Origin of the sequence: Pseudomonas sp. ADAK21 (assembly GCF_012935735.1) — a bacterium.
GTDB lineage: Bacteria > Pseudomonadota > Gammaproteobacteria > Pseudomonadales > Pseudomonadaceae > Aquipseudomonas > Aquipseudomonas proteolytica.
In genome coordinates this window covers 711717-725394 of the sequence record NZ_CP052857.1, presented here as the reverse complement: position 1 = coordinate 725394, position 13678 = coordinate 711717, and the positions used below count along the sequence as shown (strand labels likewise).

At 60.4% G+C, this 13678-nt stretch carries 10 protein-coding genes; 5 read left to right on the top strand and 5 right to left on the bottom strand.

Annotation, left to right across the window (positions count from 1 at the left end; all coding sequences use genetic code 11):
• The 5 genes from pcaG to pcaC all read left to right on the top strand — a co-directional run bounded on the left by pcaG (window position 1) and on the right by pcaC (window position 4857).
• Entirely contained in the window at window positions 1-567 is a 567-nt protein-coding gene (gene pcaG / locus HKK57_RS03380; RefSeq protein WP_029297068.1) for a protocatechuate 3,4-dioxygenase subunit alpha, read from the top strand.
• A gap of 183 nt (window positions 568-750) precedes the next feature.
• Window positions 751-2046 (top strand): MFS family transporter, encoded by a 1296-nt coding sequence (locus HKK57_RS03375; protein WP_029297066.1) that lies wholly within the window; start codon window positions 751-753, stop codon window positions 2044-2046.
• A gap of 10 nt (window positions 2047-2056) precedes the next feature.
• Complete coding sequence (locus tag HKK57_RS03370) at window positions 2057-3421, top strand: 3-carboxy-cis,cis-muconate cycloisomerase (RefSeq protein ID WP_104911744.1); 1365 nt, start codon at window positions 2057-2059, stop codon at window positions 3419-3421.
• A 10-nt stretch (window positions 3422-3431) separates the two neighbouring features.
• Window positions 3432-4223 carry a 3-oxoadipate enol-lactonase gene (pcaD, locus tag HKK57_RS03365; protein WP_092234121.1) on the top strand — a complete coding sequence of 264 codons (792 nt, stop codon included), beginning with the start codon at window positions 3432-3434 and terminating at the stop codon, window positions 4221-4223.
• A 241-nt stretch (window positions 4224-4464) separates the two neighbouring features.
• The gene (gene pcaC / locus HKK57_RS03360; RefSeq protein WP_029297061.1) at window positions 4465-4857 is read left to right on the top strand and encodes a 4-carboxymuconolactone decarboxylase; all 393 of its coding nucleotides are present in this window, start codon (window positions 4465-4467) and stop codon (window positions 4855-4857) included.
• A 47-nt stretch (window positions 4858-4904) separates the two neighbouring features.
• Here the strand turns inward: pcaC and HKK57_RS03355 are convergent, their stop codons facing one another.
• The 5 genes from HKK57_RS03355 to HKK57_RS03335 form a co-directional block, all read right to left on the bottom strand.
• On the bottom strand, window positions 4905-6485 hold the full coding sequence (locus HKK57_RS03355) for a M91 family zinc metallopeptidase (RefSeq protein ID WP_169389783.1): 1581 nt from the start codon (window positions 6483-6485) through the stop codon (window positions 4905-4907).
• A gap of 167 nt (window positions 6486-6652) precedes the next feature.
• Window positions 6653-7552, bottom strand: a complete 900-nt coding sequence (locus tag HKK57_RS03350; protein WP_029297056.1) for a polysaccharide deacetylase family protein — start codon at window positions 7550-7552, stop codon at window positions 6653-6655.
• 84 nt (window positions 7553-7636) lie between these two features.
• Entirely contained in the window at window positions 7637-8887 is a 1251-nt protein-coding gene (locus HKK57_RS03345; protein ID WP_169389782.1) for an OprD family porin, read from the bottom strand.
• A 166-nt stretch (window positions 8888-9053) separates the two neighbouring features.
• The gene (adeC, locus tag HKK57_RS03340; RefSeq protein WP_169389781.1) at window positions 9054-10511 is read right to left on the bottom strand and encodes an AdeC/AdeK/OprM family multidrug efflux complex outer membrane factor; all 1458 of its coding nucleotides are present in this window, start codon (window positions 10509-10511) and stop codon (window positions 9054-9056) included.
• The gene (locus HKK57_RS03335) at window positions 10511-13678 is read right to left on the bottom strand and encodes an efflux RND transporter permease subunit (protein ID WP_029297050.1); all 3168 of its coding nucleotides are present in this window, start codon (window positions 13676-13678) and stop codon (window positions 10511-10513) included. Before HKK57_RS03335 ends, adeC begins: the two co-directional genes overlap by 1 nt.

The window sequence follows — 13678 nt, the reverse complement described above, 5'->3', positions numbered from 1 at the left end:
ATGACCCTTAACGCAACCACGTCCCACACCGTCGGGCCGTACTATCACATCGGCCTGACCTGGCTGAACCGCGAAGACCTGGCCAACGCCGGTACCCTCGGCGAGCGCGTGGCGATCACCGGGCAAGTGGTGGATGGCAATGGCGATGTGGTCAACGACGCCATGCTGGAAGTCTGGCAGGCCAACGCCGCCGGCAAATATGACCACCCCGAGGATGACCAGGACAAAGCCCTGGACCCCAACTTCGAAGGGTTTGGCCGGGTCCCGGTGGATGGTGAAGGGCGTTTCCGTTTCAGCACCATCAAGCCCGGCAGCGTGCCGGGCCTCAAGGGCACAACCCAGGCGCCGCATTTGGTGGTGTTGGTGTTTGCCCGTGGTTTGGTGAAGCACTTGCTGACGCGGATTTATTTCGAGGGCGAGGCGGCCAATGGCGATGACCCGCTGCTGGCGTGTGTGCCGGCAGAGCGGCGGCGGACCTTGGTGGCCAAGGCGGATGCGGCGGGGGTTTATCAGTGGAATGTGGTGCTGCAGGGGACAGATGAAGAAACGGTGTTTTTCGATTACTGAGTAGTCTGAAAGGGCCCCATCGCGGGCAAGCCCGCTCCCACATTGGAATGCGATCACCTGTGGGAGCTGGCTTGCCTGCGATGAGGTCGGTACAGGCGCCCGCAATCCAAAGGTCTGCTTGCGGAACGAGGTTGTTGCAAAGTATGTCTAGACTCTAACCCGTTCCCCTCGAGTGAAAACAACATGACAACGAATACCAGTCACTACACCGGAGAAGAACGCAGCAAAAGGATTTTTGCGATTGTCGGGGCCTCTTCCGGCAACCTGGTCGAATGGTTCGACTTCTACGTGTACGCCTTCTGCGCCATCTATTTTGCCCCGGCGTTTTTCCCCTCCGACGACCCCACGGTGCAACTGCTCAACACCGCGGGCGTGTTCGCCGCAGGCTTTCTGATGCGCCCCATCGGTGGCTGGCTGTTTGGCCGGGTCGCCGACAAGCACGGGCGCAAGAACTCCATGATGATCTCGGTGCTGATGATGTGTGCCGGCTCGCTGGTCATCGCTTTCCTGCCCACCTACAAAGACATCGGCGCCTGGGCGCCGGCGCTGCTACTGATGGCGCGCTTGTTCCAGGGCCTGTCGGTGGGCGGCGAGTACGGCACCACGGCAACCTACATGAGTGAAGTTGCACTCAAGGGCCAGCGCGGCTTCTTCGCGTCGTTCCAATATGTGACATTGATCGGCGGGCAACTGCTGGCGGTGTCGGTGGTGGTGATCCTGCAACAACTGCTCACCGAAGACGAACTGCGGGCCTGGGGCTGGCGCATTCCGTTTGTGATCGGTGCGGTGGCGGCGGTGATTTCGCTGTTGCTGCGCCGCTCCCTGAAAGAAACCACCAGCAAGGAAATGCGTGACAACAAGGACGCCGGCAGCATTGCCGCGCTGTTCCGTGATCACAAGGCCGCGTTTATCACCGTGCTCGGCTACACCGCTGGCGGCTCGCTGATTTTCTACACCTTCACCACCTACATGCAGAAGTACCTGGTGAACACCGCCGGCATGCACGCCAAGACCGCCAGCTACATCATGACCGGCGCGCTGTTCCTCTACATGTGCATGCAGCCGCTGTTCGGCATGCTCTCGGACAAGATCGGCCGCCGTAACTCGATGCTCTGGTTCGGCGCCCTCGGCACCCTGTGCACGGTGCCGATCCTGCTGACCCTGAAAACCGTGACCAGCCCGTTCCTGGCCTTTGTACTGATTACCCTGGCGCTGGCGATTGTGAGTTTCTACACCTCCATCAGCGGCCTGGTAAAAGCGGAAATGTTCCCGCCACAAGTACGCGCCCTTGGTGTAGGCCTGGCCTATGCGGTGGCCAATGCGATCTTCGGTGGTTCGGCGGAATACGTGGCCCTGGGCCTGAAGTCCATCGGCCTGGAAAACACCTTCTACTGGTACGTGACCGGCATGATGGCCATTGCGTTCCTGTTCAGCCTGCGCCTACCGAAACAGGCTGAGTACTTGCACCACGATCTGTAAGGGATGAGTTATGACATTGCGCACGAGCAACCAATTGTTCGACGCTTACTTCACCGCCGATAGCATGGCCGAGGTGTTCTGTGACCAGGGACGCTTGCAGGGCATGCTGGATTTTGAAGCCGGATTGGCCCGGGCGCAGGCCCGGGTCGGGTTGATCCCGCCGGCCGCCGTGGCACCGATTGCCCAGGCCTGCCTGGCCTCGTTGTATGACGTGGATGCCCTCGGCGTAGCGATTGCCACGGCGGGCAATTCGGCGATTCCGTTGGTCAAGGCCCTGGGCAAGTTGATTGCCAGTGAAGACGCCGGCGCCGAGCGCTATGTGCATCTGGGCGCCACCAGCCAGGATGTGATGGACACCGGCCTGGTACTGCAACTGCGCCAGGCGCTGGTGCTGATCGAGGCAGACCTGGCCCGGCTGGGCGCGGTGCTCGCCACCCAGGCGCAGCGTTATGCCGATGTGCCATTAGCCGGGCGCACCTGGTTACAGCACGCCACGCCGGTCACCCTGGGGATGAAAATCGCCGGTTGGCTGGGGGCGGTGACGCGCAGTCGCCAACGGCTGCAGGAGTTGAAGCCACGCCTGCTGGTCCTGCAATTCGGCGGGGCGTCCGGCACCTTGGCGGCGTTGGGCGAACAGGCGATGCCGGTGGCGCAAGCCCTGGCGGCGGAGTTGCAACTGACGCTGCCGGAACAACCCTGGCACACCCAGCGTGATCGGTTGGTGGAGTTTGCCAGCGTCCTTGGCCTGATCGCCGGCAGCCTCGGCAAGCTCGGTCGGGATATCAGCCTGTTGATGCAGACCGAAGCGGCGGAAGTGTTCGAGCCGTCGGCACCGGGCAAGGGCGGTTCCTCGACCATGCCGCACAAACGCAACCCGGTGGGCGCCGCTGTACTGATCAGTGCGGCCACCCGTGTGCCAGGCCTGGTATCGACGATGTTCAGCGCCATGCCCCAGGAACACGAACGCAGCCTGGGCCTGTGGCATGCCGAGTGGGAGACCTTGCCCGAAATCTGCCGCCTGGTGTCCGGCGCCTTGCATCAGGCGCTGCTGGTGAGCGAAGGCCTGGAAGTCGACGCGCAACGCATGGGCAAAAATCTCGACCTGACCCAGGGGCTGGTGCTGGCCGAAGCCGTCAGTATCGTGCTCGCGCAGCGCCTGGGACGTGAAACCGCCCATCACTTACTGGAGCAGTGCTGCAAACGCGCCGTCGCCGAGCAGCGCCATTTGCGCGCGGTGTTGGCCGATGAGCCGCAAGTCACCGCCGAGCTGTCGGCGCTGGAGTTGGATCGCCTGCTGGACCCGGCGCATTACCTGGGCCAGGCACAGACCTGGGTCAGCCGCGCCGTGGCCGAACACTTTGCATTTTCTGCCTGAGGAGGCTGCTGTGGGATCTGTACAACTCGCCGATGGCGAACTGAATTACCAACTGGAAGGCCCCGAAGGTGCGCCGGTATTGGTGCTGTCCAACTCACTGGGCACTGACCTTAGGATGTGGGACACGCAGATGCCGGCGTTCACCGAGCACTTTCGGGTGCTGCGCCTCGATACCCGTGGCCACGGCAAATCCCTGGTTACCGCAGGCCCCTACAGCATCGAACAGCTAGGGCGGGATGTGCTGGCGCTGCTGGATGCGCTGAACATCGAACGCGCGCATTTCTGCGGCTTGTCCATGGGCGGCCTGATTGGCCAGTGGCTGGGCATCAATGCTGGCGAACGCTTGCTCAAACTGGTGGTGTGCAACACCGCAGCGAAAATCGGTACTGCGGATATCTGGAACCCTCGAATAGAAATGGTCCTGCGCGATGGCCCGGCGGCCATGGTGGCGCTGCGCGATGCGTCGATTGCGCGCTGGTTTACCGCAGACTTTGCCCAGGCCCATCCCGAGCAGGCCCAGCGGATTACCGACATGCTGGCCGCCACCGATCCCGCCGGTTACGCCGCCAACTGTGGCGCGGTGCGCGATGCCGATTTGCGCGAGCAAGTGTCGTTGATCAGCGTGCCGACCCTGGTGATCGCCGGTACTGAAGATGCGGTGACACCGCCGTCTGGCAGCCGCTTTATCCAGGAGCAGGTACGGGGGGCTGAGTACGCCGAGTTCTACGCGGCGCACCTGTCCAACGTACAAGCCGGGGCTGCGTTCAGCGATCGGGTGCTGGCCTTTTTGTTAGCTGATTGATGGGGTTTGGGTTTGGTTGTGGTTGTGGTTGTGGTTGTGGTTGTGGTTGTGGTTGTGGTTGTGGTTGTGGTTGTGGTTGTGGCGAGCGGGCTTGTCCCGCGTTGGGCTGCGCAGCAGCCCTAAAATCAGTCACCTCGGACTATCTGATAAAACACTGCGATCTTGTTGGGGCTGCTACGCAGCCCAGCGCGGGACAAGCCCGCTCGCCACAACAACCCCGCAGTCAATATAGGAGAATTTTGTGGACGAGAAACAACGTTATGCCGATGGCCTCAAGGTCCGTCGTGAAGTGCTGGGCGATGCCCATGTCGATCGCAGCCTCAATGCCCTGACCGAGTTCAACAGTGAGTTCCAGGAAATGATCACCCGCCACGCCTGGGGTGACATCTGGACCCGCCCGGGTTTGCCCCGGCACACTCGTAGCCTGATCACCATCGCGATGCTGATCGGCATGAACCGCAACGAAGAGCTCAAGCTGCACCTGCGGGCCGCCGCCAGCAATGGCGTGACCCGCGCCGAGATCAAGGAAGTGCTGATGCAGAGCGCGATCTACTGTGGGATCCCGGCGGCCAATGCGACCTTCCACCTGGCGGAGTCGGTATGGGATGAGTTGGGGGTTGAGTCGCGCGGTTGAGGGCGGCTTCTCCCCCTCATGCATCGCTCAGGGCGGCTGATTATTGCTCAGTCAATGTGAGAGTAAGACTTGCGCAGGGGAAAGCCCATTTCTTCACGCAGCGCATTTTCGGTAAAGGTCTTGGGGTTGGTTGTCGTGGGGGGAGTGGCGCGGTCGTTGTCAAAATCAAAGGCCGGTGCATCGGTCTCCACGCCAACGGCTTGTCGCTCTGAGTTGGGCTCTGGAACCTCCAGATCAGGTCTAGTGGTTGTACCCGGTAAGAAAGTGCCAGTGGCGCCGTTATAGGCATGTGCCATTTCATGGTAGAGCTCGACTATCGGCGTTATCAGGGTGGGAGTGAATATGATGCGCGGGTTGCTGTGTATCGTCGCGCTGGTCGCCACCGAACCCTTGGTATTGTCGTGGATGAAACCTAACTGTGCGGACTCGCTGATATCGTCATAGTCCTTGAGTTGTTTGTCGGTTTCTCTTGTGAACGCGTTGGCGAACGAATAGTTAGAGCGGTTCAAGGTTTCTTTGATCGTGACGGGAGCACCATTGCGCTCGGCGGCCTGGTCTAACTCGGTGAGCATCTTTTGCGCAGTCGGCGAGTTTCTAAAGAACTCAAGATCATCTTCTGTACGCTGTCGGAACTTATCTGTGCCTTCGATATTCAAGCCCTTATTGCCGGCATCGCTTATTGTGACTGGTCTTAATGTAGAACCGGGAACCCGGCACACACGATCCCCGGCATCGGCATAGACTTTGTCGCGGGCATCGTTTGCAAAGACGGTGTCCCGGCCCCGCCCGGTATAAAAGGTGGTAGGGCCTTTTCCGTACATAAAGTCCTGGCCGGGGCCACCGTGCATCACGTTAAAGGGGCTTTCGCTGATCATGAAGTCGTCGTCTGCGCCCCCATCCATGTAGCTGAAAGTACCTTTGCTCCCGGCGCCAGAAAATATCTGGTCTCTGCCGGTATTTCCATACATCACGGATTTACCGGTCCCGCCTTTCATTTTGTCATCGCCACTGTTGCCTTCGGCATAACCGGCCCCGCTGCCCAAGGTGATGTCATCATTTCCAGCCCCGCCATAGACTGCAGTCAAACCACTGCCAAGGGCTTCAATCTGGTCATTGCCTCTGCCACCTTCAATGGTGATGGGTACGGTGACGCTGGGATCAACCTTGATTTTGTCATAGCCGCCTTTGGATTTTATGTGCAGTTCTTCAGGGTAGTCTTCATGGTTGTTGAGCTTTAAAGTGTAGTGAGCGCCATTGACTTGCAAGTTGATTTCGTTGGCTGAAGGTTGGCTGACTTTTATAGTGTCTGCTTTGTCTCCGGTTTCTATTTGAAGAACGTTGTTGATATTGCTATAGCCATCCTCTTTTTCAATTGTCCAGGAGGATTTATGGATGACTTTTATGTTGTTATCGCTAAAGAGTAGCGCCGAGTTTGTGTAGTTTGGGTATTTCTCGACGTAATTCTGCTCGGGTAGGAGTTTTGACTTTGATGTAAGGCGGGCGGTCGCTTCTTGTATGTGGGGGCTTTGAATTACGGTAACGGCGGGAGTGGTTTTTTGGCCGGAAGTTTCGGAGGGTGGGGTAGAAAGGATGACGTTGGGATATGTTGAAGCAGGTAAGTTCACCATTACAGACTCTCGCTAGGACGTATGCACTTTGAGAGTCGGTGGTGGGTTGTTGGGTAAACGTTCCTGAAGAAAGTAATACCGGTTTTTTTAATGACTTAAAGTATCTGGCTCAAGATAGTCGACAGATACTCATGGAGAAGGAGTGTTTTATTCCGGGTTCACGCGCCTCATCGGGCGTCCGCGTCCCACACCCAATTCCACATACCGGGCAACTGCACCACCTCGTGGAGGTCTTTTACGGTGCGGGCCAGGGCGCCACGTTCCAGCGCCGAGCGGTCGCTGTAGAACGGTTCAGCGGCAGTTTTCAAGCCATTGGCCTGGGCGCTGTCCATCAGGATCTGCAGGTATTCCTGCAGGTGCCGGGCGGTATAGCGGTTGATGTCGTGAAAGGTGACGACCACGGGAATCACCCCGTCGACGGTCGGCAACTGGCCCAGGGCAATGCGTTCGCGCACTAGCGACAGCTGCCGCAACAGGTTGGCGCGGCGCTGGGGGCTGGCATTGAAGCCCCAGATCTTGCCGTCATTGGCACTTAAATCGGTCAACAGAATATGCATACCGTGGCGCTGGTACGCGGCGAAGGTCCGTCGGTCGTAGTTCCAGAACGGTGGGCGTACCAGCCTCGGTGCGGCGCCAGTGATCGAGGCGATGCTCGCGGCGCCCTGGCGCAGGGTCTGTTCCAGGTCGTTGTCATTGAGCAGACGGTGATTGCTGTGCCAGCGCGTGGCAGTGTGAAACGCCAGGATATGGCCAGCAGCGTGCTCACGCGCCATGGTCTTGCGCCCGCGCGGGCTGCCACCGGCGCGCCAGGCGTCGGTCTGTAAAAAGAAGATCGCCTTGATCCCCGGTTGCACCGGGTTGTCGGCCAGATCCTGAATCACCGAACGGCTGGGGTTGGCGTAGCCCGAAGCGCTGGGGCCATCATCGAAGGTCAGCAAAAAGCGGATCGGCGCCTGGGTTTGCAGGCGTTGTTCGGTCAGTGGCGTCAACGCTACGGGCGCGCCGATGCAGCCACTGAGGCAAAGTGCCAGGGCGAACAGGGCGGTAGCGAGGACGGCGGGCTTCATGGTGTGCGCGGGCTCAGGTAAAGGCCGCTACTGAGTGGGATCAGCAGCGGCAGGCGCGCACCATACAGCAAGATTGTCGCCGGTTTACAGCAGACTTATCGGATAGCTGACGATCAACCGGTTTTCATCAAATTCGTTGTTGCTGTAGTCCCTACGCATGCTGGAATTGCGCCAGCGCAGGGTAAGGTTTTTCAGGCTGCCGCTTTGCACGGTGTAGCCGACTTCGCTTTCCCGGCCCCATTCCTTGCCGTCGCTGACGGTGGCGGTATGCACGTTGCTGCCGCTGATGTAGCGGTTCATCAGGGTCAGCCCGGGCACGCCGAGCGCGGCGAAGTTGTAGTCATGGCGCAGCTGCCAGGATTTTTCCTCGGCGTTGTCATAGCTGGCATTGAAGCTGTCGTTGGCCAGGGTGCCGCCGCTGGTGCCATTGACCCGCATCCACGCGCTATTGCCGCTGAGTTTTTGCAGGCCGACGTAGAAGGTGTTGCCGCCGTACTTGGCCGAGAACAGGCCGGACCAGGTCTTGTTGTCCAGGTTGCCGGCACGGGCGCTGCCGTCCTCCTTGCCGTAGAAGAAGCCCAGGTTGGCGCCCAGGGTCCAGTCGCCCATGGGCTGGCTGTGGGTCAGGTTGAGGTATTGCTGGCGGTAGATGTCCTTGAGTTGGGCATTCCACACGCCGACCTGGGTGCGCTTGTCGTTGAATGCATATTCGGCGCCCTGGAAGTTGAAACGATCGGAGGTGAAGGCGGTTTTACCGAACATCGACATGTCGGTCATGCTGCTGTCATCACGCGGGCTGTTGGCGCGGAACTGGCCGCCATACAGGCTCAGGCCGTCGATCTCTCTGGAGGTGATCTGCCCGCCGCGCAGGGTTTGCGGCAGGGAGCGACCGTCGTCCGAACGCAGGATCGGCAACACCGGCATCCACTCGCCGACTTTCAGCTCGGTCTTGGAAAACCGCGCCTTGAACGCCACCCCCAGGCGACCGAAGTTGTCCGCTGGTTTGCCGTCGTGATCCAGGGGCAGCAGTTGAGTGCCGCCAGAGCCGCCGCCGCCGTCGAGCTTTTGCGAGTACATACCCAGCACGTCCACGCCAAAACCCACGGTGCCCTGGGTGAAGCCGGACTTGGCGTCGAGGATGAAACTCTGCGTCCACTCCTGCGCACCGCCCTGGGTCTTGGTCGGGTCGGTGAAATTGCGGTTGAAGAAGAAGTTGCGCAGGTTGAGGTTGGCGCTGGCATCTTCGAGAAAGCCGTGTTCTTCGGCGACAGCGGGAAGGGCAAGGCTGGCGACAGCGGTAGCCAGCAATAGCCGGCGAGGGTGCAAAGTGCTCATGGCGTGGGACCTGTTGTTATTGGTGGTTTTCAGGTGCGGGCCATGGTGCGTGGCGTTGCCGGGGCGATTCAATTGGGGGAGGGCGGGTTTTGGGCGGTGATCGCACGAAACTGTGCGCCCATGAAAAAGCCCACCAAAAGGTGGGCTTCGTGTGTCGCTACGCCGCTCAGAACAACTTGAGTTTCGGCGCTTCTTCTTTCACTGGCTCATTCTTCGCTGTCTGTTCATTCCAACCGCCACCGAGGGCCTTGTACAAGGTCACTTCGCTGGTCAGTTGGGCCAGGCGGTCGGTGATCAGCGTTTGCTGGGCAGCGAACAGCTGGCGTTGGGCGTCGAGGAAGGTCAGGTTGCTGTCGACACCAATGCGGTAGCGACGCTCTGCCAGACGGTAGTAGTCCTGGTTCGCCGAGACGAAATCACGCTGGGCCTGCAACTGTTGGTTGTAGGTCGCACGTGCCGCCAGGCCGTCGGAGACTTCCTGGAACGCGGTCTGGATCGACTTCTCGTAGGTCGCGACGTTGATCTCTTTCTGGATCTTCGAGTAGTCCAGGCTTGCGCGCAGGCTACCGGCGTTGAAGATCGGGATGTTGATCTGTGGCGCGAACGACCAGGTACCCGAGCCGCCCTTGAACAGGCCGCCGAGGTCCGGGCTCAACGTACCGGCATTGGCGGTCAGGCTGATGCTCGGGAAGAACGCAGCCCGTGCCGCGCCGATATTGGCGTTGGCAGCCCTGAGGTTGTGCTCGGCCTGCAGGATGTCGGGACGACGTTGCAGCAGGTCTGAAGGCAGGCCAGCCGGTACTTCGCTCAACAGGTCGTCGGACAGCGGCTGAGTCACGAGATTCGCCGGCAGGCCGGTGCCCAGCAGCAGGGTCAGGTTGTTTTCGTCCTGGGCCACCTGGCGGGTGTAGCGGGCCAGTTGCACACGGGCGCTTTCAACCGAGGTGCGCGCCTGGCTCAAGTCCAGGGCCGAGGCTACGCCGACTTCGTTGCTGCGCGAGGTGAGCTTGAAGCTCTGCTCGTAGGCGGCCAGGGTGTCCTGGGTCAGCTTGAGCAGTTCCTTGTCCGCTTGCCAGGTCAGGTAGGCATTGGCCACGCTGGCCACCAGGCTGATCTGCGTGCTGCGGCGCGCTTCTTCAGTGGCGAAGTATTTCTGCAACGCTTCTTCGCTCAGGCTGCGCACCCGGCCGAACAGGTCCAGCTCGTAGGCGTTGATCCCGAGGGTCGCCGAGTAGGAGCTGGTGATGTTCGATTCGCCGGTTTGCGAGGCCCGTGCCGGAACGCGCTGGCGGCTGCCGCTGCCATTGGCGCCGACGGCCGGGAACAGGTCCGCACGCTGGATGCGGTACTGCGCGGCAAAGGCGTCGATGTTCAGCGCGGCGACGCGCAGGTCACGGTTGTTGACCAGTGCAACCTGGATCAACTGTTGCAGGGCAGGGTCGTGGAAAAACTGCTTCCAGCCCTGTTCGGCCGCGGCCTGGCTCGGCGCCTGGGCCGACGAATACGCCGGCCCCTGCGGGAATTGGGCGGCAACCGGCGCTTCAGGCTGCTGATAGTCAGGGATCAGCGAGCAGCCACTGAGCACAAATGCCGTGACTGCCAGGGAAAGTAGCGACTTGCGCATTAGCCAGCCTCTTTAGGAGTTTGCGGTGTATCGGACTTGTCAGTTTTTTTCCGGCTGCCAATGGCGGACACGGTCACGAAGAACAGTGGCACCCAGAAGATCGCCAGGACGGTAGCGGTGATCATACCGCCAATTACCCCGGTACCGATTGCGTGTTGGCTGCCCGAACCTGCGCCCGAGGAGATCGCCAGCGGCAGTACACCGAGGACGAACGCCATGGACGTCATGATGATCGGACGCAGACGCATGCGGGACGCTTCGATGGCCGCCTCGACGATGCCCTTGCCCTGTTCATGCAGCTCCTTGGCGAACTCCACGATCAGGATGGCGTTCTTCGAGGCCAGGCCCACGGTCACCAACAACCCCACCTGGAAGAACACGTCGTTGGACAGTCCCCGCAGGCTGGTAGCCATCAGTGCACCGATTACACCCAGCGGCACAACCAGCACCACCGCAATCGGGATCGACCAGCTTTCGTACAGCGCTGCCAGGCAGAGGAACACGACCAGCAACGACAGGGCGTACAGCGCAGGCGCCTGGGAGCCGGACAAGCGTTCTTCATAGGACAGGCCGGTCCAGGCATAGCCCACACCCGCTGGCAGTTGCTTGGCGATACGCTCGACTTCTGCCATCGCGTCACCGGTGCTGTAGCCCGGCGCCGGGGTCCCGAGGACTTCCATTGCCGCTACGCCGTTGTACCGCGACAGTTTCGGCGAACCGAAGATCCAGTTGCCAGAGGCAATGGCTGATAACGGCACCATTTTCCCGTCGTCGGCGCGTACGTACCATTTGTTCAGGTCTTCCGGGGACATCCGGCCAGCGGCATCGCCCTGGATATAGACCTTCTTCACTCGACCACGGTCGATGAAGTCGTTGATGTAGCTGCCACCCAGGGCAATCGCCAGGGTCTGGTTGATGCTCGACAGGCTGATGCCCTGGGCGCTGGCCTTCTCGTCGTCGATGGTCAACTCATACTGCGGCTCATCGTTCACACCGTTTGGACGCACGCCAGCAAGAATCTTGCTTTGGGCCGCCATGCCGAGGAACTGGTTACGGGCGTTCATCAAGGCATCATGACCAACACCGCCCTGATCCTGCAGGAACACGTCGAAACCCGTTGCGTTACCCAGCTCCAGTACCGAAGGCGGCACGATGGCGAACACCATGGCGTCCTTGAAGGTCTGGGAGAAGTAACCCTGGGCCCGCTTGGCCACCTCGAATACCGACATCGAGGCATCCCGCTCGTCCCATGGCTTGAGCATCACAAACGCCAGGCCCGAGCTTTGGCCACGACCGGCAAAGTTGAAGCCGTTGACGGTAAACACCGACTTCACGGCCGAACCTTCACCTGGCTCGCCTTCCTTGTCGTTGAGCAGGTAGGCACGCATGTCGTCGATCACGGTTTGCGTACGCTCGGCGGAAGAACCGACCGGCGTCTGCACCTGGGCGAAGATCACACCCTGGTCTTCCTCGGGCAGGAACGCGCTCGGAATACGGGTGAACAGCCAGATCATGCCAGCGAAGATGATCAGGTACACCAGGAACGAAGGCGCCTTGTGCTTGATCATGTTGCCCACGCCACGCTCGTAGCTCAGTACGCCACGGTCGAAGGTGCGGTTGAACCAGCCGAAGAAACCACGCTTGGGTTGCCCGTGTTTCTCGGGGTCGATCGGCTTGAGCATGGTGGCGCACAAGGCCGGGGTGAAGATCAGTGCAACCAGCACCGACAGGGCCATCGCCGACACAATGGTGATGGAGAACTGTTTATAGATCACACCCGTGGAGCCGCCAAAGAATGCCATCGGCAGCAGTACCGCCGACAGTACCAGGGCAATACCCACCAGGGCGCCCTGGATCTGGCTCATGGACTTGACCGTCGCCTCCTTGGGCGACAGGTGTTCCTCGGCCATCACCCGCTCGACGTTTTCCACCACCACGATCGCATCGTCCACCAGCAAGCCGATGGCCAGGATCATGCCGAACATGGTCAAGGTGTTGATGGTGAAGCCGAAGGCCGCGAGGATGCCGAATGTACCCAGCAATACCACCGGTACCGTCATGGTGGTGATGATGGTGGCGCGGAAGTTCTGCAGGAACAGGTACATCACCAGGAACACCAGGATGATCGCCTCGACCAGGGTATCGACTACCCCGGAAATCGATTCGGTCACCACGGGGGTGGTGTCATAGGGAACCACGGCTTTCATGCCAGGCGGGAAGAACGGCTCCAGGGACGCGACCGTGGCGCGGATGGCCTTGGCGGTGTCCAGGGCGTTGGCGCCCGAGGCCAGTTTGATCGCCATGCCGGAAGCCGGCTTGCCGTTGAACTGGGCGCTGATGCTGTAGTTCTGACCACCCAGCTCGACCCGGGCGACATCGCCCAGACGCACTTGGGAGCCATCGCTGTTCACGCGCAGCAGGATCTTTTCAAACTGCTCGGCGCTTTGCAGACGGGTCTTGCCGATGATGGTGGCGTTCAACTGAGTGCCGGGCAGAGCAGGCAGGCCGCCCAGTTGGCCGGTGGCCACCTGTACGTTCTGGGCCTGCACGGCGGCGCTGACATCCACCGGGGTCATCTGGAAGTTGTTCAACTTGGCCGGGTCCAGCCAGATACGCATGGCGTACTGGGAACCGAAGACCTGGAAGTCACCGACGCCAGACGTCCGCGAAATCGGGTCCTGGATGTTGGAAACGATGTAGTTGGACAGGTCATCCTTGGTCATGGTGCCGTCTTCGGACACCAGGCCGATCACCATCAGGAAGTTCTTCACCGACTTGGTTACGCGGATCCCTTGCTGCTGCACTTCTTGCGGCAGCAATGGGGTCGCCAGGTTGAGCTTGTTCTGCACCTGGACCTGGGCGATGTCGGGGTTGGTCCCCTGGTTGAACGTCGCGGTGATGGTCATGCTGCCGTCGGAGTTACTGTCCGAGGCCACATAACGCAGGTTGTCGATACCGTTGAGCTGTTGCTCGATCACCTGCACCACGGTGTCCTGCACGGTTTGTGCGGACGCGCCTGGGTAGGTCACCTGGATATCAATGGCGGTTGGCGCGATGGCCGGGTATTGGTTGATGGGCAACTTCAGGATCGACAGTGCCCCGACCAGCATGATTACCAGGGCTATTACCCAGGCAAAAATGGGACGGTCGATAAAAAATTTCGACAT

What these genes read in the sequence shown, in the direction of transcription:
- pcaG (WP_029297068.1), top strand. Translation starts at nt 1, where the DNA reads ATGACCCTTAACGCAACCACGTCCCACACCGTCGGGCCGTACTATCAC.
- HKK57_RS03375 (WP_029297066.1), top strand. Translation starts at nt 751, where the DNA reads ATGACAACGAATACCAGTCACTACACCGGAGAAGAACGCAGCAAAAGG.
- HKK57_RS03370 (WP_104911744.1), top strand. Translation starts at nt 2,057, where the DNA reads ATGACATTGCGCACGAGCAACCAATTGTTCGACGCTTACTTCACCGCC.
- HKK57_RS03355 (WP_169389783.1), bottom strand. Translation starts at nt 6,485, where the DNA reads ATGGTGAACTTACCTGCTTCAACATATCCCAACGTCATCCTTTCTACC.
- HKK57_RS03350 (WP_029297056.1), bottom strand. Translation starts at nt 7,552, where the DNA reads ATGAAGCCCGCCGTCCTCGCTACCGCCCTGTTCGCCCTGGCACTTTGC.
- HKK57_RS03345 (WP_169389782.1), bottom strand. Translation starts at nt 8,887, where the DNA reads ATGAGCACTTTGCACCCTCGCCGGCTATTGCTGGCTACCGCTGTCGCC.
- adeC (WP_169389781.1), bottom strand. Translation starts at nt 10,511, where the DNA reads ATGCGCAAGTCGCTACTTTCCCTGGCAGTCACGGCATTTGTGCTCAGT.
- HKK57_RS03335 (WP_029297050.1), bottom strand. Translation starts at nt 13,678, where the DNA reads ATGTCGAAATTTTTTATCGACCGTCCCATTTTTGCCTGGGTAATAGCC.